Annotated in this window: 22 protein-coding genes; 8 read left to right on the forward strand and 14 right to left on the reverse strand. The window is 72.4% G+C overall.

Going from position 1 to position 23,731, the window contains the following annotated elements:
• Positions 1-5: 5 nt before the first annotated feature.
• Positions 6-1,202 carry a glycosyltransferase gene (locus tag QUG93_RS03690; protein WP_289472294.1) on the reverse strand — a complete coding sequence of 399 codons (1,197 nt, stop codon included), beginning with the start codon at positions 1,200-1,202 and terminating at the stop codon, positions 6-8.
• Between the two features lie 61 nt (positions 1,203-1,263).
• Here QUG93_RS03690 and QUG93_RS03695 point away from each other — a divergent pair, with 61 nt between their 5' ends.
• Together QUG93_RS03695 and QUG93_RS03700 are read left to right on the forward strand one after the other, a co-directional pair.
• Entirely contained in the window at positions 1,264-2,160 is an 897-nt protein-coding gene (locus tag QUG93_RS03695; RefSeq protein WP_289472295.1) for a UbiA family prenyltransferase, read from the forward strand.
• Entirely contained in the window at positions 2,157-3,590 is a 1,434-nt protein-coding gene (locus tag QUG93_RS03700; protein WP_289472296.1) for a phytoene desaturase family protein, read from the forward strand. The genes QUG93_RS03695 and QUG93_RS03700 overlap by 4 nt, the downstream gene beginning before the upstream one ends.
• Before the next feature lie 11 nt (positions 3,591-3,601).
• Here the strand turns inward: QUG93_RS03700 and QUG93_RS03705 are convergent, their stop codons facing one another.
• The 4 genes from QUG93_RS03705 to QUG93_RS03720 all read right to left on the reverse strand — a co-directional run bounded on the left by QUG93_RS03705 (position 3,602) and on the right by QUG93_RS03720 (position 9,093).
• Complete coding sequence (locus QUG93_RS03705) at positions 3,602-4,084, reverse strand: DUF2087 domain-containing protein (protein WP_289472297.1); 483 nt, start codon at positions 4,082-4,084, stop codon at positions 3,602-3,604.
• Positions 4,084-5,412, reverse strand: coding sequence for a GNAT family N-acetyltransferase (locus tag QUG93_RS03710; protein ID WP_289472298.1), 1,329 nt, complete (start codon positions 5,410-5,412; stop codon positions 4,084-4,086). Before QUG93_RS03710 ends, QUG93_RS03705 begins: the two co-directional genes overlap by 1 nt.
• A gap of 211 nt (positions 5,413-5,623) precedes the next feature.
• Positions 5,624-7,114, reverse strand: a complete 1,491-nt coding sequence (locus QUG93_RS03715; protein WP_289472299.1) for a cryptochrome/photolyase family protein — start codon at positions 7,112-7,114, stop codon at positions 5,624-5,626.
• 209 nt (positions 7,115-7,323) lie between these two features.
• A complete protein-coding gene (locus QUG93_RS03720) occupies positions 7,324-9,093 on the reverse strand; it encodes a pectate lyase-like domain-containing protein (protein WP_289472300.1) in 1,770 nt (589 codons plus the stop codon).
• A gap of 197 nt (positions 9,094-9,290) precedes the next feature.
• Between QUG93_RS03720 and QUG93_RS03725 the strand changes: the two genes are divergently transcribed.
• Entirely contained in the window at positions 9,291-10,175 is an 885-nt protein-coding gene (locus QUG93_RS03725; RefSeq protein ID WP_289472301.1) for an aminoglycoside phosphotransferase family protein, read from the forward strand.
• A gap of 12 nt (positions 10,176-10,187) precedes the next feature.
• On the opposite strand, the gene QUG93_RS03730 is transcribed toward QUG93_RS03725, so the two are convergent.
• Together QUG93_RS03730 and QUG93_RS03735 are read right to left on the reverse strand one after the other, a co-directional pair.
• Positions 10,188-10,523, reverse strand: coding sequence for a hypothetical protein (locus QUG93_RS03730; protein WP_289472302.1), 336 nt, complete (start codon positions 10,521-10,523; stop codon positions 10,188-10,190).
• Positions 10,524-10,583: 60 nt separating this feature from the next.
• The gene (locus QUG93_RS03735) at positions 10,584-11,447 is read right to left on the reverse strand and encodes an NAD(P)H-binding protein (RefSeq protein ID WP_289472303.1); all 864 of its coding nucleotides are present in this window, start codon (positions 11,445-11,447) and stop codon (positions 10,584-10,586) included.
• Positions 11,448-11,532: 85 nt separating this feature from the next.
• On the opposite strand from QUG93_RS03735, the gene QUG93_RS03740 reads away from it, so the two are divergent.
• A complete protein-coding gene (locus QUG93_RS03740; RefSeq protein WP_289472304.1) occupies positions 11,533-12,288 on the forward strand; it encodes a TetR/AcrR family transcriptional regulator in 756 nt (251 codons plus the stop codon).
• Between the two features lie 25 nt (positions 12,289-12,313).
• On the opposite strand, the gene QUG93_RS03745 is transcribed toward QUG93_RS03740, so the two are convergent.
• Entirely contained in the window at positions 12,314-12,856 is a 543-nt protein-coding gene (locus QUG93_RS03745; protein ID WP_289472305.1) for a hypothetical protein, read from the reverse strand.
• 100 nt (positions 12,857-12,956) lie between these two features.
• Here QUG93_RS03745 and pnuC point away from each other — a divergent pair, with 100 nt between their 5' ends.
• Together pnuC and QUG93_RS03755 are read left to right on the forward strand one after the other, a co-directional pair.
• A complete protein-coding gene (pnuC, locus tag QUG93_RS03750) occupies positions 12,957-13,622 on the forward strand; it encodes a nicotinamide riboside transporter PnuC (protein WP_289472306.1) in 666 nt (221 codons plus the stop codon).
• A gap of 73 nt (positions 13,623-13,695) precedes the next feature.
• Entirely contained in the window at positions 13,696-14,328 is a 633-nt protein-coding gene (locus QUG93_RS03755; RefSeq protein WP_289472307.1) for a hypothetical protein, read from the forward strand.
• Between the two features lie 84 nt (positions 14,329-14,412).
• Here the strand turns inward: QUG93_RS03755 and QUG93_RS03760 are convergent, their stop codons facing one another.
• The 6 genes from QUG93_RS03760 to QUG93_RS03785 all read right to left on the reverse strand — a co-directional run bounded on the left by QUG93_RS03760 (position 14,413) and on the right by QUG93_RS03785 (position 21,827).
• Positions 14,413-15,639, reverse strand: coding sequence for an ABC transporter permease (locus QUG93_RS03760; RefSeq protein ID WP_289472308.1), 1,227 nt, complete (start codon positions 15,637-15,639; stop codon positions 14,413-14,415).
• Complete coding sequence (locus QUG93_RS03765; RefSeq protein WP_289472309.1) at positions 15,636-16,604, reverse strand: ABC transporter ATP-binding protein; 969 nt, start codon at positions 16,602-16,604, stop codon at positions 15,636-15,638. Before QUG93_RS03765 ends, QUG93_RS03760 begins: the two co-directional genes overlap by 4 nt.
• Positions 16,605-16,896: 292 nt before the next feature.
• The gene (locus tag QUG93_RS03770) at positions 16,897-18,558 is read right to left on the reverse strand and encodes a glycoside hydrolase family 13 protein (RefSeq protein WP_289472609.1); all 1,662 of its coding nucleotides are present in this window, start codon (positions 18,556-18,558) and stop codon (positions 16,897-16,899) included.
• A 104-nt stretch (positions 18,559-18,662) separates the two neighbouring features.
• On the reverse strand, positions 18,663-19,568 hold the full coding sequence (locus QUG93_RS03775; protein ID WP_289472310.1) for a carbohydrate ABC transporter permease: 906 nt from the start codon (positions 19,566-19,568) through the stop codon (positions 18,663-18,665).
• Positions 19,568-20,518, reverse strand: coding sequence for a carbohydrate ABC transporter permease (locus tag QUG93_RS03780; RefSeq protein WP_289472311.1), 951 nt, complete (start codon positions 20,516-20,518; stop codon positions 19,568-19,570). Before QUG93_RS03780 ends, QUG93_RS03775 begins: the two co-directional genes overlap by 1 nt.
• A gap of 10 nt (positions 20,519-20,528) precedes the next feature.
• Positions 20,529-21,827, reverse strand: coding sequence for an ABC transporter substrate-binding protein (locus QUG93_RS03785; RefSeq protein ID WP_289472312.1), 1,299 nt, complete (start codon positions 21,825-21,827; stop codon positions 20,529-20,531).
• A gap of 134 nt (positions 21,828-21,961) precedes the next feature.
• Between QUG93_RS03785 and QUG93_RS03790 the strand changes: the two genes are divergently transcribed.
• Both QUG93_RS03790 and QUG93_RS03795 read left to right on the forward strand, forming a co-directional pair.
• A complete protein-coding gene (locus tag QUG93_RS03790) occupies positions 21,962-23,170 on the forward strand; it encodes an ROK family protein (protein ID WP_289472313.1) in 1,209 nt (402 codons plus the stop codon).
• A gap of 69 nt (positions 23,171-23,239) precedes the next feature.
• Positions 23,240-23,725, forward strand: a complete 486-nt coding sequence (locus QUG93_RS03795) for a hypothetical protein (RefSeq protein WP_289472314.1) — start codon at positions 23,240-23,242, stop codon at positions 23,723-23,725.
• Positions 23,726-23,731: the final 6 nt, after the last annotated feature.

The raw sequence follows: 23,731 nt of genomic DNA on the forward strand, positions 1-23,731 counted from the left end.
TCGCCTCAGAGCGACTCGAGCACGTCGACCGCCCGCCGCACCCCGTGCTCACGCCGTACCAGCCGACCCACCTCGGACGCCCGCTCGCGACGGGACAGGGCGTCGCCCATCGCGGACGCCAGCGCGCCGCCGGACGCGCGGCGCAGCGGGACCGGGGCGGCGGCCACCCCCTGTCGGTGCAGCCGGGCGGCCCAGAACGGCTGGTCCGCGGTGACGGGCACGACGACGGCGGGTACGCCGGCTCGCGCCACCGCGTGTGCGGTGCCGGCCCCACCGTGGTGCACCGCGATGGTCGCGCTCGGCAGCACGGCGTCGAAGGGCACCGACCGCACCGCCAGGACGTCCGGACCGCGGCACTCCGCGGGCAGCGCGAGCCCGCCCCATCCGGTGACGAGCAGGACCCGCAGGCCGTGGGAGCGCGCGGCCGTGACGACCGCGCGCCCACGGCCGTCAGCGTCCCCGGCGGACATCGAGCCGAACGAGGCGACCACGAAGGGGCCGTCGTCGAGGAACCCGGCGACGGCGGGGTCGAGGGACGCTGCCGGCGACTCCCCGTACCAGGCCCCGGTCTGGTGCACCCGCTCGGGCCAGTCGTCGGGCCGCGGCAGCAGCGCAGGGCTCACGGCCATGAGCGTCGCGCTCGACGGCGACCGCCGCGCGGGACGACGACCGCCCGGCAGCTCGGCAGCGGCACGTCCGACGTCGCCGTCGAAGCAGCGTGCGACGGCGCGCGGGACGGCGTAGGTGAACCGGTTGGCCGAGCCGAGGTCGCGGGTCGCTGTCGGACCGCCGGCGGCGGGGAAGCGCTCGCTCGGCGTCGCGACCGGCGCGAACTCCGCCAGGACGCGGGGGACTCCGAGTGCTCCTGCGGCCATCGGCGCGCTGAGGACCAGCGGGTGGTGCACCACCACGTCGGGATCGAAGGCGACGGTCTCCCGGACCGCGGAGGCCAACATGCGTCGCATCGCGGGCCGTACCTCGGTGCGCAGGTGACGAGCGAGCGCCAGCGGGGTGCGCCCTGCGGGCGACGACATCCGCCGGACGTCGAGTCCGAGCGGCACGGTGTCCACCCCGTCGAGTGGCTCCGCGTCGTCGGGAAGCGCCAGCCGGACGTCGTGACCACGCGACGCGGCGTGTCGCGCGAGGGCTGCGAACGGCTCGACGTCGCCCCGGGTGCCGGCGGTGAGCAGCATCAGGCGCATCGATCCAGTCTGACCGGGGAAGATCACCCGACGCCCATCGGCGGCGGGTACTGTCGGCGTGGTGACCGACGGTGCCGAGCGGATGTCGAGCGTCGCGCCGTCGGGAGTGGGTGTCTCCCTGCGTCGCCTCGTGCTCGTCTCGCGCCCGGTGCTCTGGATCAACACCATCGGCTCCGGTCTCGTCGCCGTCTGGCTGACCGGCACGCTGTTCGACCTGCGGGCGCTGCCGGTCCTGCTGTGGCTGACCCTGCCGTTCAACCTGCTCATCTACGGCGTGAACGACATCTACGACCAGGACACCGACGCGACGAACCCGCGGAAGGGCTCGATCGAGGGTGCCAGGATCCACCGGTCCGAGGTGCGGCTCATCGCCTGGGCGGTCGCAGCCGTCAACGCCCCGTTCCTCGTCGTCTTCCTCATGGTGCTGCCGCCGCTCGCGAACGCCGCGATCCTGCTCTACGTCGGTGTCTTCGTCTTCTACTCCGCACCACCGCTGCGGTTCAAGGCCCGGCCGTTCCTCGATTCGCTGAGCAACGCGGCCTACGCGCTGCCGCTGGTCATCGTGCCCGCGGCCCTGTCGGTGACGCCGGTCTGGCCCGCCGCCCTCGGCCTGATGGCCTGGAGCGTGGCCAAGCACGCGTTCGATGCGGTGCAGGACATCGTCGAGGACCGGGACGCGGGCATCACCACGACGGCGGTGCGACTCGGTGCGCGCGGGACGGCGCTGTGGAGCGGTGCCTGGTGGGTCGTGTCCGCGGCCTCGTTCGCGGTGGTGAGCGTGCCGGTCGCGGTCGTCGACCTGCTGATCGCCGGCGTCCTCGTGGTACGCCTGCTGCGGGACCCGACACCGGAGACCGGTCACCGTCTGTACCGGCTGTCCGTCGCCTTCCCGTACATCGCCGGAACGTTCGCCGGGGTGCTGCTCATGGTCTCGATCGTGCTGGGGGACGCCCGGTGAGCCGCATCGTCGTGGTCGGTGGCGGGATCGGCGGGCTCGCCGCCGCCGCGCTGCTCGCGAACGCGGGCCACCGGGTCACCCTGCTCGAGGCCGGTGCCGAGCTCGGCGGCAAGAGCCGTCGCATCCTCCTGGGGTCGGACCGCATCGACACCGGCCCGTCGCTGGTGACGTTCCCGGCGGTGTGGGACGAGCTGCTGCGGCGGCTCGGCGACGGCGCGCGGACCCCGGGACGTCCCGACGACGACGGCCACCTCGACCTGGTGCGGATGCCCGAGGTCGGTCGCTACTACCACCGCGGCGAGGAGACGTCCCTGCCGGTGGCGCCCGACCACCCCTGGTACCCCGCGTGGCGACGGTTCTCCGACCTGCACGCGCCCCTCGCCGACGACGTGACCGAGCTGCTGCTCGCGGACCCGCTCGACCGGGCCGCCCTGCCGGCACTCCGCCGCATGCTGGCCGTCTACGGCTCACGCCTCACCACGCGCGCGTACCTCGACGGCCTGGCCTGGCTGCCGGACGGCCTGCGCGAGGTCATCGCGATCCACACCCTGAACGCGGGCGTCTCGCCGGCCCGCACCCCCGCGCTCTACGCGAGCATGCCGGCGATCATGGCGGAGACCGGTGCCTGGGTCCCGCGTGGCGGCGTGTACGAGGTCGTGCTCGCGCTCGGCCGACTGGCCGAGGCGGCCGGGGTCGAGGTGCGCACCAGCGAGGCCGTCACCCGCATCGAGCGCGGCTCGGTCACGACCGACGTCGGACACCACCACGCCGACATCGTCGTCAGCGCCGTCGACGCCGATCGGCTCACCGCACTGACGGGGCCGTCACGGCTCCCGGCGGTCCCGCGTCGGCGCCCGCGCACCCTGTCCTGCTCGGCCGTCGCGGTCTACGGCGTGCTGCGCGAGGAGCTGCCGGCGCACCTGTCGGCGCACAGCGTGGTCCTCCCGACGAAGCCCGATGCGCTCCACCGCAGCCTCGAGGCGGGCGACGAACCGGCGGACACCATGGTGTTCGTCAACCAGTACCGCGCGGGCGAGGTCTACCCGAACGCGCGCAGCACCGCGGGCATCCTGCTCACGGCGCCCGCCGACGGCGAGCACTACACGGTCGAGCACCCGTTCGTGCGTCGTGAGGTCGACCGCGTCTCGCGGGCGATGGGACTCGACGGGCCCCTCACGGACCTCCTCGACGAGCAGGTGGTGCTCGATCCGCAGTACTACGGGGCCGGCGGCGAACCGCACGGCGCGCTGTACGGTGCAGCGCGGCCGCCGTGGCTGAGCGGGCCCTTCCACCGACCGTCGTACAACGACCCCTGGCGCCCCTGGCTGTGGCGGGTCGGCGCTTCGGTGCACCCCGGTGGCGGCGTCCCCGCGGTGGTGGGCGGCGCCATGATCGCCGTGCGGCGGCTGCTGCGGTCGAACCCGGTCTGACCCGGGATCGGTCAGCGGGCAGCCCCCCGCTCCTCCACGAACCGGTACGCGGAGCCGTCGTCCGTGCGTTCGAGCACGCCGAGGTCGACCGCGTCACGCCGCACGATCGCGACGTCCGCGCAGACCATCGCGATCGCCGCGTTCAGCTCACGCTCCGACACCGGCCGCGAGCGCCCGAGCCGTTCGGCGACGATGCGCACGATCCGGACCGAGAGCGGGTGCCGCTGGTCCTCCGGCACGGGCATCCGCTCGATCCGGTCGAACTCCAGGAGCGCGGCTGCGCCCTGCAGGCGCCGGAGGTCCTCCGCGGTCCGTCCGAGCGCCGCGCTGTCCGGACCGTCGTCGCCCAGCCAGTCGAACGCCGCCAGCGACGCCCGGGTGCGGTCGTCGAGCTCCGCACCGCCGATGAGGGCCGCACGGAGCGTCGGAGCGGCCAGGACGGCGACGGCCTGCCGCGCCCGCCCGACCGAGGTGCGCAGTCCCTCTGCGGACATCAGAAGTACGTGATGCCGTGCGGCGTCCGTGCCGGCGTCAGCATCGCCCGGAGCAGCGCGGGTGCCGCCGGGTCCGCCGCACGCACGAGGCCCGCCGCCGCGAGCGTCACCGGCGACACCGACCCGATGAGCACCGCGCCGAGGTCCGCCACGTCGAGCCGGAGGTCGGCCTCGCCGCCGTCGTCCGCAGCGGTCCGGGTCACGGTGCCCTGCCCGTCGACGACGTCGAGCCGGTAGGTGCCCGTCGCGAAGCCCATCGCGTCGGACACCGCGAGGACGATCGAGCCGTCGACCGCGTACGGGCGCGAGGTCAGCACCGCCGCCACGTCCAGCACCCGGAGCCAGACGTGGTCCTCCTCGTGGTCGACGTCGTACGCGCGGTTGTCGCCGAGCGCCGCGACGATCGGGTCGTCCAGTCGCGACCGGTTGTACGTGACCACGTCGTTCAGGTCGATCGAGAGCAGGAACTCCCACAGGGACAGGTACGCCTCGTCGGTCGCGTACACGAGGTCGACGATCTCGAGCACGGTGTCGCTCTTGCCCTCCTTCATCCGCCAGGTCACGTAGCCGTCGACCTCGTCGGAGCCGGACCCGGCGCCCTCGGGACGGTGCACCGCGGCACGGACGTCCTTCGCCGGCTTGCCCTCGCCGTCGCGGAGCCCGAACACGATCGGCCACGTACCGGCGTTCCGGACCATGGAACCGGGGGTGCGGGCATCGAACCGGTCGAAGACGGCGCGCCCGGTGCCCTCGGCGAGCCACTCGGGCGTGACGATCGTGACGGTGCCGGTGGTCGGCGCGAGGAACGGCAGCGCGCGCTCGCGACGGACCCGCACCGCGCGCTCGCGGATCGCGCAGCCGAAGCCGAAGCGGCGGTAGATCGTGCCCTCGGAGGCGGTGAGCGACGCGACGGCGTACCCCTCGGCGACGCCGCGCTCGAGGGCGTGGGTCATCATCCGACGGAGGATCCCACGTCGGCGTTCGGTCGGTCGCACGGTCACGGCGGAGATCGCCTGCGTGTCGATCGTCGCTCCGTCACCCCAGCTGAGCCGCTTGCGGAACCACGTGAAGGTGCCGGCCGGCCACGTCTCGTCGACGGAGCCGGGGAGCGGGTCGCGCAGGTACACGCCGAGGAACGTCTCCTGGTCCTCGAGGAAGTGCGCCGCCATCCGCGCCGCGCCCTCGGCATCGGGGTGGGGCTCGTGGAAGCCGAACCCGACGGAGCGCATCCACGCCTCGGTCTCCGGCGTCGGTGCCCCCTCGGCATCGGTCGTCGGCGCGAACTCGCGCAGGTCGTAGCGGTCGTCGAATGCGTCGTTGCTGCCCACGAGCCGACCCTACCGGTGCGCCCCGGGTGGCCGCCTCCCTCGGTCGGTGGAGCAGGAACCGTCGGGTGGACGGGGGCGACCCGACGTCTGCTGCGCCGTGGACGCACGCGGGTTGCGAGCGCGGTGGTGACGGGCGGCGGACGGGAGGCGCGTGGCGGCGCCGCCACGCGCCTCCCGTCCGACGCCTGGTCACGACGGGACGCGTGAGCGGTCATGGCGTGCCGCGTCGCGCCTCCTGCGCCACCACCTCGTCCAGGTCCGCGAGCCGGCGCATCTGCTGGAGCGGTCGCACCATCCGGTTGTTGTCCCGCAGCGCGGGCTCGGCACGGGACAGGAACGCCCAGTAGCCCGCGGTGAACGGGCAGGCGTCCGCACCGACGCGCTTGGTCGGGTCGTACCGGCACCCACCGCAGTGGTCCGACATCCGGTCGATGTACCGGCCGCCGGACGCGTAGGGCTTGGTCGCGACCAAGCCGCCGTCGGCGTGCTGGGACATCCCGATGATGTTCGCGGGCATCACCCAGTCGGTGCCGTCGACGAACACGTCGGTGAACCACTCGGTGAGGTGCACCGGGTCGTAGCCGCGCTGCAACGCCCAGTTGCCGAGCACCATGAGCCGCTGGATGTGGTGCAGCCAGCCGTGGTCGTGCAGCCCCTCGATGGCGGTGGACAGGCAGACCGCGTCGATGTCGGACGCATCGAGCTCCTGCCACCAGCGGGGGAGTCGCTCGTGCGCGCCGAGTGCGTTCTCGGACGCACCGTAGTCGTCGCCGAACCACCAGTAGAGGTGCCAGACGTAGTCGCGCCAGCCGGCCACCTGGCGGACGAAGCCCTCGACGCTCGCGAGCGGGGCGTCGTGGTCGCGGTGTGCGGTCAGCGCTGCCTCGACGACCTCGAACGGGTCGAGCACGCCGAGGTTCATCGGCACGCTGAGCAGCGAGTGCGCCATCGTCCAGTCGTTCGTGAGCGTGGCGTCCTCGAACGGGCCGAAGTCTCCGAGCCGGACCTGCACGAAGTCGTCGAGGGCCTGCCGGGCCTCGTCGGCGGTGACCGCGAAGCGGCGAGTGTCGTCGCGCCCCACGAACCGAGCCGTGCCGTCGCGCTCCCAGCGGTCGAGGTCGTGTCGGACCTCGTCGTCGATGTCGTCCTCGGTGGGCCACCAGGGTTCCGGCAGGCCGAGGGTCGTCGCCCCCTTGGGTGGCGGCTCGCGGTTCTGGTGGTCGAGGCTGAACGTCCCGCCGATCGGCTGCTCGGACTGCATCAGCCAGCCCTCGCGACGGCGGACCCGCTCGTAGTGGGTCTCCATCCGGAAGCGTCCGGTGCCCTGCGCCGCCCACTCGGCGAACTCGGCCTCGTCGGTGATGAAGCCGCGGCTCGGCAGGATCTCGGTCCCGCGTCCCCAGTGCCGGACCTGCGCGCGGAGGGTCCGGGAGGGCGGGTCGACCACGTCGAGGTCGTCGCGGCCGACCAGGGCGTCCTGCAGGGAGTCGACCTGCACGTGCTCGGCCCGGTCGCCGAGCTCGCGCACCCGGTGCCGCAGGGCGCTCAGCCAGAGGTGGGCCTTGGCGCGGTGCACCGGGCGGGCGGTGAAGAACTCGCGGGCCTCGACGACGAGGGCGGGGCCGCCGTCGTCGAACAGCGGGCCGTACTGACCGGGCAGGACGAGCCTGGTGCGTCCGGTGCTGCCGCGGTCGGGTGTCATGCCCGGACGCTACCGGCGACGCGTGTCGACCGGCTGACGGAGCGTGTGCCCCGACGACCAGCTGCCGGCGCCCGGTGGTGCGCCCGGCGTCCTGGTCGCACGACGTGCGGCGCGTCGTGCGACCGGAACGTCCGCGGACGGCAGGTCCTGCGACCGGGGCCGCCGACGACCGGTGTCGTCGACGGCCCCGCTGCGGCCGGACGACCCGCTCAGTTGTAGGACACGAGCCGGTTCGGCGCGGTGTTGCCGGCCGGTGTCGGCACCGATCCACCGACCCCGTTGATGACGCTCGAGATCGTGCCGGTGTCACCGAGCGAGACCGTCACGAGCCCGTGCGCCCGGATGCCCGAGGTGATCGGCGTCTCGAAGGCCCGGTCGGCGTGCACGGCCGGGTTGGTGTTGAAGAAGCAGTACACGCCACCGCCCCAGATCTCGTGGTTCGTCACACCCGACGCCACCTTGTACGCCGCGTACCCGGCCCCGGTCGGGCTCTGCCACGAGGCGTTGTCCGGCACGTCGTACGGCATCTCGTTCTGGAAGAAGATCGTCCGACCGCGGTTGCCGTTCCAGAGCACCTCGTACTTCTGGTAGTGCTCGACGAACAGCCCGGTGGCCAGGACGTCGTCGCCGTTCACCTCGACGCCGGTCGCACCGGTGTTGACCGTCCAGCCCGTGGCCGCTCCGCCGTGGTCGGCGCGCCAGGCCCAGATGTGGTCGATCAGGGTGTCGTCGGCGTTGACCTGCAGCGTCGTCGACGCCTTGCCCTGGATGCTCGACCCCACCCGGAAGAACACGTCCTGGATGCTCTGCGGGTCGGCCGCGTGGTCGACGTGCGAGCCGCTCGTGCCGAGGCGGACGAGCTGCGCGCTGTTCTGCGTGCCCGCGTCGACGACGAGGTTCGACACGTTGACGCCGGCGACGTCGTTCGACGTGATGACCGCGTTGCCGGCCGTCGGCACGAGCGTCGGGAAGCCGATCCCGGTCACGACGGTGTCGGCCCGCGTCACGTTGAGCGCCGCGTTCAACTGGTAGGTGCCCGGCGTGAAGAACAGGTTGAGCCCCTGCGCGAGCGCGCTGTTGATCGTGGCCGCCGAGTCACCCGGGTGCGCGACGTAGAAGTTCCGCATCGGGATGTCGGTGCCGGCGGTGTTCGGCCACGTGACCCCGGCGGAGTTCGTCCGCAGCGACGGGACGAACACGTGGTACTTGTTCGACGAGTCGACGTACAGGTAGGGCTTCTCGCGGGTGACCGGCGTGCTCGCCAGCGTGGTGTAGCTCTTCGAGAAGTCGTTCGCCGGGGCGCCCTGCACGCCCGAGAACGTCATGTTCCAGTTGCCGCCCTGCCACGAACCGAGCGTCGAGTTGCGGGTGTACCACTGCTGCTGCGACCCGGAGGTGACGGTGCCGTCGACCTTCGTGTCGGCGATGTAGCCACCGGACGAGTAGCCCTGACCGCCGTCCTGGTTCGACGGCCCCATCGTCAGGTTGCCCTTGACGTGCACGCGCCGCATCGGCGCGGCCTGCGACACGGCCCAGCGGTCGGTGCCGCCCTCGGGCACGATCGCCAGGTTCTCGACCGACCGCCAGAAGTTCTGCGTCGCGTTCTTCTCGTCGCCGGCGTTCCAGCCCGAGTCGACGTTGACCGCGCCGTTGATCGTGACGTCGTCCGGGTTCTTCCCGAGGCCGGCGACCGACGTGTAGAACCCGAGGTTCGCCCAGACGCGTCCGTAGCTCCCGGGCTTGAACAGGAACGCGTACCGCTGGGACCCGAACTGCGCGGTGGTGCTGCGGAGCTGCGCGGTGAACGCCGCGTCGACGTCGGCCTGGATGGTCGAGGTCGGTGTCGACGGGCTGTAGACCTTGACGTTGCTGCCGAGGTCCGGGGTGTCGCTGGTCGGCAGGGCCGCCTGGGCCTGCAGTGCCGGCGCGAGGGCGCCGACCAGGCCGACCGCCGTGATCGTCGCGAGGAGCGTGCTCATCCGTCGTTGCATGATGCTCGATTCGTCGTCGGGCGGCCCCGTTGCCGCCCGCAACAGACGGTAGACCCGAGTCCGGGTCGCGGCAGTCGGTGCTCGGGTGGACAAGTCCGTACCCCGAACGGAGGGGGCGACACGGTCGGGAGGCGCGGTGCGGCTCCGTCCCGCGGCTCGCTCTCCGCCATCGGTACGCTCACCGCATGTGGCCGACCGAGCAGGACTGGCGTGCGTCCGTCCCGCGGCTGCTCCGGCGTGCGGTGGACCGCTGGGACCTGCGGCCGAGCGCACCGTACCCGGGTGGCAGCGTCTCGCACGTCGTTCCCGTGCGGCTGCCCGACGGCGACGACGCCGTGCTCAAGCTCTCGTACCCGCACCGCGAGGCCGAGCACGAGGCAGCGGCCCTCGCGTGGTGGGACGGTGCCGGATCCGTCCGCCTGCTCGACGTCGGTCCGGACGACCCCTTCGTGCTCCTGCTCGAGCACTGCCGCCCCGGCACTCCGCTCGTCGACCGGGACGACCTGCCGGCGGCCGAGCGCCTGCGCACCGCATCCGGCCTGCTCACCCGGCTCTGGGCGACGGGTGTGCCGTCCGAGGCCCCCTTCGAGTCCGTCGCCGACGTCACGGCCGAGTGGGCGGCGCTCGCCGAGGTCCGGATGCACGAGCTCGCACCGCCGTTCGACCCCGGACTCGTCCGCCGCGGCGTCGACCTGCTCCGTGCCCTGCCGCGCGACGCCGCGCGATCGGTCGTCGTGCACGGCGACGCGAACCCCGGCAACGTGCTCGCCGCGGCGCGGGCACCGTGGCTCGTCATCGACCCGAAACCGATGGTCGGCGACCCGGCGTACGACCTGTGCCCGTTGCTCGCGCAGGTCGACCACCCGTTCCGTGCGGACGACCCCCTGCGCGTCGTCCGGCACCGGCTCGCCGTGCTCGCGGACGCGACCGGCGAACCCGCGGACCGGGTCGCCGCCTGGTGCACGGCGCGGCTGGTCGAGTCGGCGCTGTGGTCAGCGAGCAGGGGAGCGATGGGTGACGGTCTCGATGCGATGGCCCGTGCGGCGGTGGTCGATCGTCACGTTGGCTGACCCCCTCGGGGTTCACCTCCGCGGGAGCCCGGCGACGTAGGCCGTGAGCACCGCGGTCGGATCGACGGCCGCGACCGCGCCGACCGAGTGGAGCAGCAGGGCGCCGACGGTCCCGACGAGGTCCTGTGCGGAGCCGTCCGGGTCCACCACACCGATGCTGTCGAGCAGGCACCGTGCGGCCCGGACGAGGTCGTCACGCACGGGGTCGGCGCCGGTCAGGGGAGCGCGGAGCTCGGTGTCGTCCCGCAGCTCGACGAGGAGTGCGAGCCGGGCGCGCTCCTGCCGGACGTGGGCACGGAGCTGGTCGGACCGTCCTTCGACGAGTGGCTCTCCGCTCGGCCGCGTCACTGATGCCCCTCGGCCGGGGCGTCGCGCGCGCGGCAGGCCGACCGGTACGGCGGCGTCCGCTCAACGGGTGGCGGCGACGACGGCGTCGAGCGCGTCGTCCGCGGGCCGCGGTTCGCGACCGAGCAGCGTCCGCAGTGTCGGGTCGGTGCCCGCGAACCACCCGTCGCCCGCCGCCTGGTACATGCCGAGCAGGAAGCGGACCATCCGCTCGTCCTGCCCGGCCCCGACGGCGCGCTCGACCCAGCGCTCGGGGTCCACGAGCGTGAAGCCGACGTCGCGTCCGACGCGCTCGGCCAGCCGGTCCGTCAGCTCGGCGAAGGTCGGCGCCGCGGACGCGGTGATGGTCAGCGGACCCTCGGCCGGCGCTTCCTGCAACAGCAGGGCGGCGGCAGCCTCGGCTGCGTCCTCGCGAGCGGTCCACGAGACCGGTCCGTCAGCGGGCAGGGCGACCATCCCGGTCGCTGCCCACGGCCCGAGCAGCCACTGCAGGCTGTGCGCGTAGAAGCCGTTCCGGAGCGAGGTCCAGCGGAGGCCGGACGCGGCGAGCACGGACTCGGTGGCAGCGTGGTGCTGCGCGGGGACGAACGGTGATCCCGCTCCTGCGCCCTGGTGGCTCGTGTAGAAGACGTGGCCGACGCCCGCGTCCGTCGCTGCCTGCACGGCGTTCCGGTGCTGCGCGACGGTGTCCCCGGCGGGGTCGTTCGACGAGACGAGCAGCAGGCGGTCCGTGCCCGCGAAGGCTGTGGTCAGACCCGCCGGATCGTCGTAGTCGCCCTGTCGGACCGTCGCACCGCGCTCGGCGAAACGAGCCGCGCGGGCGGGATCCCGGGTCACGACGACGAGCTCGGAGGCCGGGAGTCGTCGGAGGAGGTGGTCGGCGGTCGCGCCGTTGAGGGCGCCGGTCGCCCCGGTGATCGTGATCATGGCTCGCTCATTCCTGTTATCGGTGGAAACACTTGAACCGTAGCGCTGGTTTCCGGCGGAAGCAAGCGCCTGTTAGCGTTGCTCCGTGAGCAGTACTGCCCCGAAACCCGACGGTCGTCAGGACGTCCGCGACCGCGTCGTGCTCGCCGCTGCCGACCTCCTGCACGACGACGGCGTCGACGCGGTCACGACTCGAGCGGTCGCCGCGCGGGCAGGCGTGCAGGCGCCCACGATCTACCGGCTCTTCGGCGACAAGGACGGACTGCTCGACGCGGTCGCCGAACACGTCATGGCGGTGTTCAGCACCGAGAAGGCTGCGATGGTCGATGCCGCCGGTGCGAACGGCACCGATCCGGTCGAAGCGCTCCGCGCGGGGTGGGATGCGACCATCGCCTTCGGGCTCGCCAATCCCGACCTGTTCGTCATCATGAGCGACCCGCGTCGCGGACGAGGGTCGCCCGCTGTGGCAGCCGGGCTGCGTGTGCTCGCGGAACGGTTGCGACGGGTCGCGGCGGCCGGACGCCTCCTCGTCCGTGAGTCCGATGCGATCCGGCTGGTGCATGCGGCCGGTACCGGTGCCGTGCTCGCGATCCTCGGGGAACCGGAGGGCGCACGCGACCCTGCGTTGGCCGACGCGGTGTGGGCGGCGGTCGAGGCGCAGGTCCTCGTCCCCGAGCGCGACGACGTCCCCGGTGCCGACCGGGCGCTCCGCACGGCGGCGTTGACCCTGCGGGCCGGCGTCGAGGAACTCCACCGACTGACGGCAGCCGAGCGCGCCGTCCTCGCGGAGTGGCTGGACCGCGTGGTGGAGGCACCGGCCCCCGTGCCCGGACAGGCCTGACGCACCGTCGAGCCGGTCCGGAGCGTCAGTCGGTCGCGCCCCGCGGCGGGTCGACCAGCAGGGCGATGCGGTCGCGCAGGTACGCCTCGAGCGGCACCGTCGCGCCGGCGACGGGGGACCAGCGGACGACCGGCTCGTCGTCCACCACGGCGAGCACCCCGTCGGCCCCGACGAGCGAGGCGTCGAGGGGGATCGGCACCGTGCCGTGGTTGACCGTGTCGCCGTCGCGGAAGTGCCCCTTCGTCGCGGCCGCCCGGTAGGCGCGACGCACCTCGGCGGACACCGACACGAACTGCTGGCGCCCCGGATCGGTGACCCGCGTGATCCGTCCGGTCGCCCAGACCCGGCCGGACGTCTCCGGCGAGGACCCGAGGAGCAGGGCCCCGACGCGCCAGACACGACCGAGGGACCGGATCGTCGGCTCACGCCGGATCCCGAGGACGGCGCGCGGCTCGACGTACTCGCCGAGCGCCTCGTCGCGGACGCTCGCGTCCCGGAGCCGTGCCGCCGCCGCGTCGAGCAGCTCCCGCGTCCGCCGCACCGCGTCCGCCACGACCTCGTCCGTCACGACCCCCGAGCCTAGACCGCGGTGTCACACAGGGTCGTCGGGTCGGCGGAATGCCGGGCGGGGCCCTACCGTTGCACCGTCGCGGAACGAGGAGGACCCCATGGGGATCGTGCGCTGGCTGTTCGACGCGCAGCTCGTCATCGGCGACCAGACCGTGCTCTGGCGCGAGGTGATCGGCAACGTCTTCGGCCTGCTCAGCGCCCTGGGTGGCATGCGTCGCCGGGTGTGGGCGTGGCCGGTGGGCATCCTCGGCAACGCGCTGCTCTTCACCGTCTTCATGGGTGTGCTCTTCGACACCCCGAACCCGGTCAACCTGCTCGGCCAGGCGGGCCGGCAGGTCATGTTCATCGTGGTGAGCGTCTACGGCTGGTACCGGTGGACGCACCGCGCCGACGAGGCGACGACCGTGATCGAGCCGAGGTGGGCCTCCTGGCCGACCCGCGGACTGCTGGTGCTCGCCCTGGTCGGTGGCACCGCCGTCCTGACCCCGCTGTTCCGCGCCCTCGGGTCCTACGAGCCGGTGTGGAGCGACGCGTGGATCTTCGTCGGGTCGGTCCTGGCGACGTACGGGATGGCGAAGGGCTGGGTCGAGTTCTGGCTGATCTGGGTCGCGGTCGACCTGGTCGGCGTGCCGCTGCTGTTCTCGGCCGGGTACTACGCGTCCGGGCTGATGTACGTGTTCTACGGTGCGTTCACCCTGACCGGGTTCTTCGTGTGGATGCTGCAGGGCCGGAAGCCCGCCGCCGCCCCGGTGACCGTCGGCTGACCTGCTCGACAGGTGTCGCTTGCCCCCCACACGGGGTGGAGACACCTGACCGTCGATCCTGTGGACTGTGGTGGTGACTGACACGCGTGGCGGGATGGTCGAGGACGACGCCTCCCTTGCAGAGCGCATCGTCCGGGGGGCGATCCGCGCCTACCGGCTGCACCCGTACCACGAGGTCGACGGGCCGGTGGTGGCGGAGACGTGCGGACTCGCACCGGAGGTCGTCGACCGGCTCTTCCCCACCTGGGACGCACTGCTCCTCGTCACCTACGACCGGTGGACGCAGCTGCGCGGGACGCGCCGGGCCGCCGTGCCGACCTGCACCGTCGACCACGTGCGGATGACCCTGGCGGAGGACGTCGCCGACCCGGGGCTCGTGCGGGTCCTCGCCGGCGTCGTCACCATCGCCGCGTCGGAGCGTGACTTCGCGGAGCTGTTCCGGAAGCGCTTCGAGGAGCACGTCGAGGAGATCACCGTCGGGCTGCAGCGTGACGTCGACGCCGGGACCGAGCACATCGGCATCCCGACGTACCAGGCGGCGACCCAGCTGCTGGCGGTCCAGGAGGGGCTGCAGGTGCAGATGCTCGTCCGGCCGTACATCGACGTCCTGGTGGAGTTCGACCGCACCGTGCGGACGCTCCGGCAGGGCTGGCGCGAGCCGGAGCACGCGTCGTGGGACCTCGACGCGGCGCTCGCCCGGGGCTGACGGCCGGACGAGGACGGCCGCGGCCGGACGGCGCAGGCGGTCTGCTGCGGTGGCCGCGCCAGGGTGCCCGCCGCGGCCTCCGTGTCAGCGTGCCCGTGACCGTCCGCGGCGCCACCCGGCGACCTGCCGCAGCGTGACCTTCGACCCGTACTGGGCGACGGAGTGCCGGAACAGGTACTCCGCGAACCACAGCAGGACGGCGGCGGTCACGAAGACCTCGACGATGCAGACCACCGACTCCGTCACGCTCAGCGTGCCGACGGCGTTCCGGACCATCGCCGTGATCGGGGTGAAGGTCGGGAAGTACGTGAAGAACGCCGCCACCGGCGAGGAGGGCGTCGTCATCACGAAGAACGCCGCGTAGAGCGGGATGATCAGGGCGAAGATCGCTGCCGACTGCAGCGTCGAGGCGTCCTTGATCGACGGCACCGCCGCCCCGACCGCGACGAACAGGCCGCAGGCGAGGAGGACCCCGCCGACCAGCAGGAGCGCGCCCACCACCATGCGCCACGGGTCGACCGCCAGACCACCGAGTCGCGACGCCACCAACGGCAACGCCGCCAGCGCGACGGCGAGCCCGGGGACGAGGACCACGCCGACCTGCACGAGCCCGACGAGCAGCATCGCGAGCACCTTGCCGCGGATGAGGTCGCCGGCCGTCACGGTCGTCAGGATCATCTCGGAGATGCGGTTCTCCTTCTCCTCGACCACCACCGTCACCATGCGGGTGGCGAGCAGGATCACGATCCCGAAGAAGGCGGCGACGTAGAGGAAGGGCGGCAGGATCGACAGCCATCCCGGGGCGATCCGCCCGTCGGCGTACGCGGTGAGCTCGGTCGACGGCGGGGAGCGGAGGAGGGCGACCGCCTCGTCGTCGTCGACCGATGCCGCGACGCTCCGTTCGAGCACCCGTTCGGCCAGCGACGAGTACCCGCCGTTCTCGAAGAGCCCCCGGTCCGCGGCGTCGATGCGGATGGTCTGGTTCGACGGCTTCGCCGGGTACTCGACGAACGCCTCGAGCGTCCCGGCTCGGACGGCGGCACGGTCGGCGGAAGGGTCCTGTGAGGGGGAGCCGCCCCACTGCGCGGCGACCGAGGCGGAGACCAGCCCCGAGTGGTCGACGTAGCGGAACGGGGTCTTCGCCGCCGAGGTGCTCGACGAGATCGAGTCCGACCCGGCGGCCTGTCCGACGCCGACGAGCACCGAGACGAGGACCACCACGATCGGCAGCGCGAGGGTGCCGATCCAGAACGCGGGCTTCTTGACGGCGCGCACGAACTCGAAGCGCACGACCGTCCCGAGGCGGCTCATGCGGCGGCCCCGGCGCGGGTCGGTCCCGGCACCCGGACGGGCCCGGGCGTGCCGTCGTCGGCGCCGGCATCGTGGCCGTACACCTGCACGAAGATCTCGTCGAGGGGGATGCGGCGCATCTCGAACCCGGTGACGTGCACGCCGGCGGACACGAGCGAGGCCAGGATGTCGGACCCGTCCGCGGCCGCAGCAGGCGTGGGCACGAGGTAGGCGACGTGCCCTTCGTGCCGGGCCAGGCGGTACAGCTCGGACCGGGGGACGCTGCCGTCCAGCAGGACCCGGGCGACGGCGCCGCCGAAGGCCTCCTGCACGTCGGGGATCGTGCCGTAGGCGGCGGACCGTCCGTCCTTGAGCAGGAGGATCCGGTCGCACAGCCGCTCGACCTCGTCCATGTGGTGCGTCACCAGGACCACGGTCGCGCCGTCGGCCTTCCGCTCGTCCACCAGGTCGAGCAGCAACCGCCGGTTCACCGGGTCGAGGCCCTTCGTCGGTTCGTCGAGGATCAGCAGCCGCGGGCGGTCCATGATCGTGATGCCGAGCTGCACCTTCTGCTGCTGGCCGCCGGAGAGCTTGTCGACGCGGAGCTTCGCACGGTCGGCGAGCCCGACCCGCGCCAAGTACTCCGTGCTCCACGCCGTGGCCTCGGATCGGCGCAGCCCGCGGAGCATCCCGAAGTACGTCATCACGTCGACGACGGACTCCTTGCGGTAGAGCCCGCGCTCCTCGGGCAGGTACCCGATGCCCCCGGTGGCCGGCCGGTACGGCACCCCGTCGATCGTCAGGGTGCCCGCGGTCGGCGTCGTGATGCCGAGCAGGGCACGGATCGTGGTGGTCTTGCCCGAGCCGTTGCTGCCGAGCAGCCCGAAGGTCTCGCCGGGAGCGACGTCGAAGGAGAGTCCGTCGACGACGTCGCGGTCGCCGAAGCGCATCACGAAGTCCCGCACGCTGATGCTGGCACCGCTCATGCCGCCGACCCTACCGGCGGCGGCAGCGAGTTCCGCCTGCCCGTTCCTTCCCATCCCGTCCGCGGTGGGAAGCGAGAACGGGCGTACCTGGTCGTTTCGTTCGACCAGGTACGCCCGTTCCCACCTGGTACGCCCGGTTCCGCCCGGCGCGCGAGGGCCGACGGGACCCCACGACGGACGGGAGGCGCGGTGCCTGCCCGCACCGTCCTCCCTCGCAGGCTCGGTCGGCGCGCCCGGCACGACGCTCCGCGTCGCCACCCAGCCGGGCGCGCCCGTCCGCCAGCCGCTTGCGTCAGGAACGCAACCAGGCGGTCCCCACACCCGACAGTGCGCCGTCTGCCACCGGCGCGGAGGCGAGCAGGAGCTCGCCGGCGGGGAGTGCGTACGGCTCGTCACCGAACACCGTCACGCTCGTCCAACCGTTCGGCCGACGGAAGGCGAGCACGTCGTCGCGACCGGTCTCGAGCCACTCGAGGTGCTCCTCGGACTGCAGCTGGCCGCGCAGCCCGAGGGCCTTGCGGTACAGGTTGAGCGTCGAGTCCGGGTCGGCGTCCTCCGCCTCGACCGAGACTTGCGCGAACCACGACGGCTGCGGCAGGTGCGACCCGCCGGGGCCGAACCCGAAGCTCTCGCCGGTCCTGGTCCACGGGATCGGGACGCGGCAGCCGTCACGGCCGACGTCGACGCCCGGGTTCCGGAAGAACGCGGGGTCCTGGCGCTCGGCCTCGGGGATGTCGCCGACCTCGTGGAGGCCGAGCTCCTCGCCCTGGTACAGGTAGGCGGACCCGGGCAGTGCGAGCTCGAGCAGTGTCGCGGCCTGCGCACGCCGGAGACCGAGCGCGCGGTCGAGGTCGTCCTGCGACCCGCCGGCGAGCAGCCACGCGGCGCCCTGCTTCTGCTCCGACCCGTTGCGCGCGGGCAGCGCGTAGCGGGTGGCGTGCCGGACGACGTCGTGGTTGGAGAAGACCCACGTGGTCGACGAGCCGGACTGTTCCGCCAGGCCGAGGTTGAACTCGATGATGGTGCGGAACTGCTGCGCGTCGAAGTCGGCCTCGAGCAGGTCGAAGTTGAACGCCTGGCCGAGCCCCTCGGCGCTGGCGTAGCGGGCACGACGATCGGCGGCCACCCATGCCTCGGCGACGGCGGTGCGGGCGGGGGTGTACTCGTCGAAGACCTGCCGCCACTCGGCGTAGATCTCGTGCACGTCGTCGCGGTCCCAGAGGATGTGCGTCCCGTCCTTCGGCGCGGCGAGCACCTCGGCCCAGCTCGGCAGGGGCCCGTCGGGCAGGCCCTTCGCCAGACCGTGCGCGACGTCGATGCGGAACCCGTCGACCCCGCGGTCGGACCAGAAGCGCAGCGTGTGCAGGAAGTCGTCGCGGACCTCGCGGTTCGCCCAGTTCAGGTCGGGCTGCTCCTTCGCGAAGTTGTGCAGGTACCACTGGCCGTCGCCGACCGCCGTCCACGCCGGGCCGCCGAAGATCGACACCCAGTCCGCGGGCGGCTCGGAACCGTCGGGGCCGGTACCGTCGCGGAAGACGTAGCGGTTGCGGGCCGCGCTGCCCTTCGGGGACGCCAGGGCCTCCTGGAACCAGGCGTGCCGGTCGCTCGTGTGGTTCGGCACGATGTCGACGATCACGCGGATGCCGGCGCCGTGCAGGGCCTCGACCATGGCGTCGAAGTCGTCCAGGGTGCCGAGGCGCGGGTCGACGTCACGGTAGTCGTCCACGTCGTAGCCGCCGTCGGCGAGGGCGGACGGGTAGAACGGGCTGAGCCAGACCGCCTCGATGCCGAGCGAGGCGAGGTACGGCACGCGGGACGTGACGCCGGGCAGGTCGCCGATGCCGTCGCCGTCCGCGTCCGCGAAGGAGCGGGGGTAGACCTGGTAGACGCTCGCCTGGCGCCACCAGGTCTCGGCGTCGGTGGGTGCTGCGGGCTGGACGAGCGTGTCGGTCACGTCGGGCCTTTCGTTGGTCGTGCGGGTGGTGATGGTCGTGGTGGTGTCGGACGTGCCGGTCGCGGTGGCGGCCGCGGTTTCGCTCGTGGCCGCGGTGGCGGGAATCACTTGATGGCGCCCTGGGTCACACCGGCCATCACCCATCGCTGGGTGACCAGGTAGACGATGATCGCGGGGGCCATCGCCATCAGGTACGAGGCGAACGACACGTTGTAGTTGTTGCTGAACTGCGTCTGGAACATCTGCTGCAGCACCGGCAGGGTCTGCAGCGCCGGGTCGGAGGTGATCAGCGACGGCATCACGAAGTCGTTCCAGGACGCCAGGAACGCGAAGATGCCGACGGTGGCGCTCATCGGTGCGAGGAGCGGGAACACCAGTCGCCAGAACACCTGCCCCGTGCTCGCACCGTCGATGCGTGCACTCTCCTCCAGCTCGGCCGGGATCGACCGCAGGAAGGCGGTGAAGAGCAGCACGCTGAACGACAGCTGGAACATGACGTGCAGGATCGCGACGCCGAACGGGTTGTCGAGTCCGGCCAGACCGGTGAGCTTCACCTGCGACAGTGCGAGCACCGGGAACGGCAGGAACATCGCCGCGAGCAGGTAGAAGAACGACCAGCGGAAGAACCGGCGGTCCCAGTTCCGGGCGATGGCGTACGCGGTGAACGAGGCGAGCAGGATCGTGCCGACGACCGTGATCGCGGCGACGAGCACGGAGACGCCGAAGGCCCGCGGGAAGTCCGTCAGCTCCCAGGCCTGCACGAAGCCGTCGACGCTGAACGGCGCCGGCAGTGAGAAGGCGTTGCCGTCGACCGCCTGCGAGGTCGTCTTGAACGCCATCGTCACGGTGACGTACAGCGGGACCAGGACGGACAGCGTGCACAGCGTCAGGACGATCGTGACCGGCCAGTTGGAGCGCTCGCCGCGGCGCCCGGCGGTGCGGTCGGCGTCGACCGACCGGATGGTGCCCGTGGCGGTCGTGCCCGGGCGGAGGGGTGCTTGCATGGTCATCAGAGCGCTGCCTTCCCGCGGGTCGCCCGCAGCTGGATCACGGCGATGACCACGGCGATCACGAAGAAGATCGTCGCGTTCGCCATCTGGTACGCGTAGTCGCCGCCGCTGAAGCCCTTGAAGATCGACATCGCGACCGACGTGGTCGAGGTGCCCGGGCCGCCGTCGGTCAGGCCGACGATGATGTCGTAGGAGTTCAGGAAGTTCTTGAACCCGATGACGAGGTTGATGAGGATGTAGCCCGCCGTCAGCGGCGCGGTGATCGAGACCAGCTGCCGCCACGCGCTGGCACCGTCGAGTGACGCGGCCTCGTAGACCTCGCCCGGGATCGACAGCACGCCGGCGATGTAGATGAGGAGCGTCGAGGGGATCGCCTGCCACGCGGTCACGACGACGATCGCGACCCACGCCAGGTCGGGGTTCGCCAGGATGCTCTGCTCGAGCGGGGCGAAGCCGAGTGTGGTCGCCAGTGCCGGCAGGGAGTTCGCGAACAGGAACGAGAACACGTAGGCGATGACGATGCCGGAGATGACCATCGGCAGCACGAAGACCGCGCGGAGCGCGATCTTGCCGCGGATCTTCGACGTCAGCGCGATCGCGAGCAGGAACGCGACCGCGTTCACCAGGAGCACGGTGACGAGCGAGAACCCGATCGTGAACAGGTACGCCTGCAGGATCGCGGGATCGGAGAACACCGCGACGTAGTTCGTCAGGCCGGTGAACCGGAACTCGCCGAAGCCGACGGAGTTCGTGAAGCTCAGCACGATGCCCATCACCGCGGGGAGCGTGATGGCGAGCGTGAAGAGCACGAGCGTGGGGACGAGGAACACGAGGAAGAGCGGGTCGACGCGCTTCCCGCGTCCGCGGCTGCCGGCCTGGAGGCGCGGTGCGGCTCCGCCCCGTCGGCGGCGGTCCGCCGTCGTGATCGATTCGGTGGTCGTGGTGGCCAAGGTCGTCTCCTTACGCGGCCGACCGGAGCGCGAGTCGCGCCCAGTCGCCGTCGAGGGTGCGGAGTTGCGGTTCGGGCGCACCGCCGAAGGCGATGGACTGCAGGTAGTTCGCCACCGGGATCTCGGCGGGGATGAGCTGCGAGGCGCCGAGGTAGAAGGCGGCGCGGTCGTACGAGTCCTGCATGCCGCGGAGTGCGGGGTTCGACACCGGCGGCGAGTCCTTGCGGACACCGAAGCCGTTGTTGTCGGCGTTGTACTGGTCGCTGACCGCCGGGCTCATCAGGAACGACAGGAACTCGCGCGCCGCCTCCTGCTTGCGGGACGCCTCGGGGATCCACAGCCCGAGGTCGACGTTCACGCGGACCTTGTTGTCGGCGGCGTCGTCGGTCGCCGGGAACGGGAAGGTGCCGAGGTCGGCCTCCGGGTTCGTCTTCGCGATCTCACCGAGTGCCCACGGCCCCTGCAGGTACATCGCGGCCTTGCCCTGCGCGAACGCCAGGTTGCCGTCGCCGTACGCGCGGCTCGCGGCACCGGGCTGGTGCCACTGCAGCAGGTCCACCATCCGGTCGACCGGTGCGGCGAAGTCCTGCTCGAACGAGACCTCCGAGCCCCGACCGACCGAGGTGCCCTCGCGGTCGAGGGCGGCGAAGGTGGCCGGAACGTCGAGCATGCCGCCGACCGAGTAGTCGAACATGCCCTGGGCGATCGTCCAGTTGTCCTTGTAGGTGCCGTACATCGGCGTGATGCCGGCTGCGACGAGCCGTTCGCAGACGGCCCGGAACTCGCTCCACGTGGTCGGCACCTCGAGCCCCTGCCGGGCGAACACGGTCTTGTCGTAGATCACCGACGCGGCGGTCACCGAGTACGGCAGGACGCTCGTGCGACCCGGGTACTCGGCGGTCTGCCGCATGAGCGGCCACAGGTCCGGGTTGATCGTGTCCTTCTCGGGCATGTCCGACAGGTCGGTGAGTGCCCCGTGCTCGACGAACGACACCATCGCGTAGTTGTAGTTCAGGCACCCGAGGTCCGGCGGCCGGTTCCGGACGAAGTTCGCGGACATGTTCGACGTCGAGTCGCGGACGACCCGGATCTTCGACTGGCTGTCGTGGAACTTCGCGATGACGTCGTCGAAGTACCCGATGACCTCGGGCTTCGACACGTAGAAGGTGATGGTCTCGGGTCGGCTGCTCGATCCTCCGAGCGGGGCGCACCCGGCGAGTGCCAGGCCGGCGCCGATGCCGCCCGCACCGAGCAGGAACCCGCGGCGGGTGACCCCGGCCGTGCCCCTGGTAATGGCGTGTGCTTGCACGTCGTCTCCGTCCGTCCGGACCCGGCGTCCCTGCCGTTCCGGTCCGCGTGCCGGCGTCTGTGTCGGCTCGCGGGACTAAATGTACTCAGAAAATCTAATCGCGCAAGCAAGTCGGTGCGCGGTAGGGTCACCGCATGCCACAGCGCCGTGAGACCACCCGCGCGACCAGCGCCGAGACGGTCCTGGCCTTCGCGTTCGACACTGCCGCGTCCGGCGCCGGGGCCTTCACCGCGACCGAGGCGATCGACGCGACGGGCCTGACCCGGTCGACCGTGCTCGCCGCCTGCACCGAGCTCACCCGGCTCGGGTGGCTGCGTGACCTCGACGACGCCCGCGCCGCGGGGGAGTACCGGAAGGGCCGCCCTGCACGCCGCTACGAGCTCGACGCGCGCGCCGGGTTCGTCGTCGGCGTCGACGCGGGGCAGCACCGCGTCACGGCGCTCGTCGCCGACCTGCGCGGCCGGGTGCTCGGTCGGAGCGAGGGCGCGCTCGGCGAGTCGGGCCTCGACGTCCCCGTCCGGCTCCGGACCACGGCGGAGACCATCGCGTCGGCGCTCGCCGCGGCCGCCGTCGACCCGGAGCGCGTGCTCGTCACCGTCGTCGGGATCCCGGCGCCCGTGGACGCCGCAGGGATCTCGCCCGACGACGGCGGCTTCTGGGACAGCATGAACCCCGGCTTCGCGGACGTCGTGCCGCACGGGCTCGTCGTGGTGGAGAACGACGCGAACGCCGCCGCGCTCGCCGAACGGCCGTCCTCGGGGGACGCGTCGTTCGCCGCGCTCCTGTCCGGCGAGCGGTTCGGAGCCGGCCTGGTCGTCGACGGCGTGCTGCTCCGCGGCGCCCGTGGTGGTGCCGGGGAGCTCCGCGTGCTCGACCTGGTCGACGGCGTGTCGTCGTCCGACGGCATCGGGCGCACGGCCCGCACGCTCGTCCGCGAGGCACGCGCCGAGGGGCGCGTCGACGCGGGGTCCCTGCTCGGTGGTGACGAGGAGCCCGGGGCCGAGGCGGTGTTCGCCGCAGCGGCGCTGCTCGACCCGGTCGCGCTCGAGGTCGTCGACCGCCTGGGCGACCGCCTCGCCCGCGTCTGCGTGCTGCTCGCGAGCCTGCTCGACATCGACCGCGTGGTCGTGGCCGGAGCGATCGCGGATGCCGCGGCCCCCGTGATCGAGCGCGCCCGCGAGCAGCTGGCCACGGGCGGGTACGACCCGACGCCCGAGGTCGTGGCCTCCCGGCTCGGCGGCGACGTCGTCGTGCTCGGCACCGTCACCCGGGCGCTCGACGTCGTGCACGCCGACCCGTTCGCGTTCCCGCTCCCGGTGGCCCGCTCGACCGTTCCCGCCTGAGCGTCCCTCGGGTGATCCTGGCGGGCTGAGCCGGTGCGTCCTCGCCCTGATCACTCGACCGTCCGCACGATGCTCCTGTCGGGTCTCCTGTTCGGCCTGCCGTGGTTCGTCGCCGTGCGGCTGGTGCTGCCCGACGTCCCCACGCTGCAGCTCGCGCTCGGTACGGTCGTCGCGGCGGTGTTCTTCGGCGTGGTGTTCGGCGGCTGGACCGCCGGACAGCGACGTGCCGCCGGTCCTGCGGCGGGTGACCGGTCGCTCCGCCGTGCGCTGCGCACCGGAGTGTTGCCGCCGGACGTCGACGTGGTCGCTTGGCGTCGCGCGGTCGAGCACCGTCGCACGGTCACCCTCCGACAGCGGTGGTCCGCACCCCTCTCCTTCGGCGCCGCGACCGTGCTGTACGTGGTGCTGGCGGTGACCTCGCACCCGCTCTGGTGGCTCGCCGCGGTGGCGTTCTGCGGGCTCCTCGTGGCCGTGCTCGTCCTGACACCGAGGACCCTGCGCACGACCTCGACCCTGCTCGACGAGCTCGATCGTCGTCAGTCGGTCACTGCCTGACGCCGG

Source organism: Curtobacterium caseinilyticum (assembly GCF_030363035.1).
Taxonomy (GTDB): domain Bacteria; phylum Actinomycetota; class Actinomycetes; order Actinomycetales; family Microbacteriaceae; genus Curtobacterium; species Curtobacterium caseinilyticum.